The organism is uncultured Oscillibacter sp. (assembly GCF_910584465.1).
Lineage (GTDB): Bacteria > Bacillota > Clostridia > Oscillospirales > Oscillospiraceae > Oscillibacter.
The window spans coordinates 1-1877 of the sequence record NZ_CAJUBK010000134.1 but is presented as its reverse complement, the minus strand read 5'-3'; the positions used below and the strand labels follow the sequence as shown (position 1 = coordinate 1877).

Sequence of the window (1877 nt, the reverse complement as noted above, 5' to 3'; positions counted from 1 at the left end):
CAGCTCCGACAGCAGGCAGGCCAGATGGTTCAGCTCGTCAATGCTCTCATACTCGCCCAGGTGCTTGCAGAGCTGGGGCATACTGCCGTCATAATCGGCAATAAAAATTTCCTCATACCGAATACCGTCTATCCCGATCTGTTTCAAAAGGTCCTGGACAGCCTCGGTCGTGGTAGGGAATTTCAATGGAGCGCCCACAAGCCGGCCCTCGTTGTACTTGCCCAGGTTCGTCACATAGGCTTCAAGTATCGCTATCTCGTGTCCCTCCCTCCAATTCTTCCTTTACTCCCGCCATGATGTACTCCGCACAGGGCAGGGCAATAGAGTTTCCCAGGGCCTTTTGACGGGCGCGGGCGGAGATGGGCCGCCCGTCGTGGCCGTAGGCCGTCCAGCCGTCGGGCAGGCCCATGGCCCGCTCCCCCTCGGTGGGGGTCAGCCATGTGATCACCCCCTCCGCCTCCCGGCCCTCCCGCCACAGGACAAACACTGTCAGCCCCCCGGCAAGCAGAGTGGGAAAAGGGTCAGTTGGTTTTCCGAAGCTCCCCAGGAAGTTCCCGATGTCCCCCGCCTTGGCCGCCCCCCGCATACGGTAGCCTTGAAAGGGGTGGACGACTGGTAGCGGCCCCCCTGTTTCAGAAGCAGATATTCGATCTGCTCCGGCGGGGGGCAGCCCAAAGTCTCCGCAAGGCGCAGGTAGCGGGAACAGGCGGCGGGGCTTAAACAGGACCGCTCCGGCACGTCGGCCTCTAAGATCGGCCACGACAAACACCCGCTGACGCCGGGCCAGCCGGGGGTCTGCCCAATGCTGGGCGTCCAGCAGACGCCAGCACACGTCACGGCCTCCGCCTCGCACCATTCCCGCGTTGGCCCAGCGCCCGGAAGCAGGCATTGGAATTTCGGCGTTTGTGAGAGATTGCAGGACGGCTCTAAAATCCAGCCGGTTTCCTGATAGCAGAGCTCCCATGACGTTTTCCCAAATAACGATTGTTGGAAATTGACCTCCAGTGGCATCCCTCATTTCCTCAATGATACGGACCGCCTGGAAGAACAGGCTGGATTTTGCCCCGCCCAGCCCCTCGCGGCGGCCCTGGGTGGACAGATTTTGACAGGGGGACCCGAATGTGATGATGTCCACGGGCGGGACCTCGCCGCCGTGGAGCTGGGTGATGTCCCCCAGGTGCTCCATATCCGGGAAGTGGCGTTTTGTAATGGAGATAGGGGCCTTTTCGATCTCGCTGGCCCACAGGGGGACGATCCCCTGACGCCGGGCGGCCAGGGGGAACACGCCGATCCCGTCAAAGAGGCTCGCCAGGGTCAGCAGCGGCCCTGCCCCTTTACCGTCAGAATACCCTCCAGGGTGGTGGCCGTGATCTTCAACCGCTGGGCAACGGCGATGTCGTTTTTCACCGCCTCGGTGACAGCGTGGCCGCACACCACCAGCACGCGGGAGCGGCGCAGCAGGTCCCGGCTCATATCAATGCTGCTCTTGTGCTCCTCCGGCACAGCGTCGTTCAGGATCAGGGGGAGGTACAACGTGGGGCAGATGGGGGAAAAGCCCGCCTCGTACACCGCCCGACAGTACCGGACGGCCTGCTCCGTCGCCTCCGTGGGGTCGCCGCTCCAGGCGGCGGTGACATACGCCAGGGGCATTTTCATGTTCAAAACCTCCGTTCAGTTGGAATGTTGTTTGGAATGGTTGGGAGGGGGACGGTCAGCCCCTTTTCCCCCCGCCCCTTTCCCCATTCTTGGGGAAAGGGGGGCGGCTCTGGAGGATATATCCCCCGTCGCGCCTTGGGAGTAGCACAGCCGGGACTGCCAGTCAAGGGTGCGGAGCACCGCCGCGCAGCGGCGGCTTTGCCCTTGACAGGCTGCCCCGG

The 1877-nt window shown here is 62.9% G+C and carries 3 protein-coding genes and 1 pseudogene; all 4 read right to left on the bottom strand.

The genetic code is table 11. The features are described from left to right. On the bottom strand, positions 1 to 249 hold a 249-nt coding region (locus tag QZ332_RS13590), incomplete at its 3' end, for an antirestriction protein ArdA (protein WP_367116675.1). Next, positions 242 to 448 carry a hypothetical protein gene (locus QZ332_RS13845; protein ID WP_367116676.1) on the bottom strand — a complete coding sequence of 69 codons (207 nt, stop codon included), beginning with the start codon at positions 446 to 448 and terminating at the stop codon, positions 242 to 244. The genes QZ332_RS13590 and QZ332_RS13845, both read right to left, overlap by 8 nt. Positions 449 to 907: 459 nt before the next feature. Continuing rightward, a pseudogene (locus tag QZ332_RS13840) lies at positions 908 to 1432 on the bottom strand (DNA cytosine methyltransferase); the annotation flags it as partial. Then, positions 1315 to 1656, bottom strand: a complete 342-nt coding sequence (locus tag QZ332_RS13580; RefSeq protein WP_295766416.1) for a hypothetical protein — start codon at positions 1654 to 1656, stop codon at positions 1315 to 1317. The pseudogene QZ332_RS13840 and the gene QZ332_RS13580, both read right to left, overlap by 118 nt. Positions 1657 to 1877 lie beyond the last annotated feature (221 nt).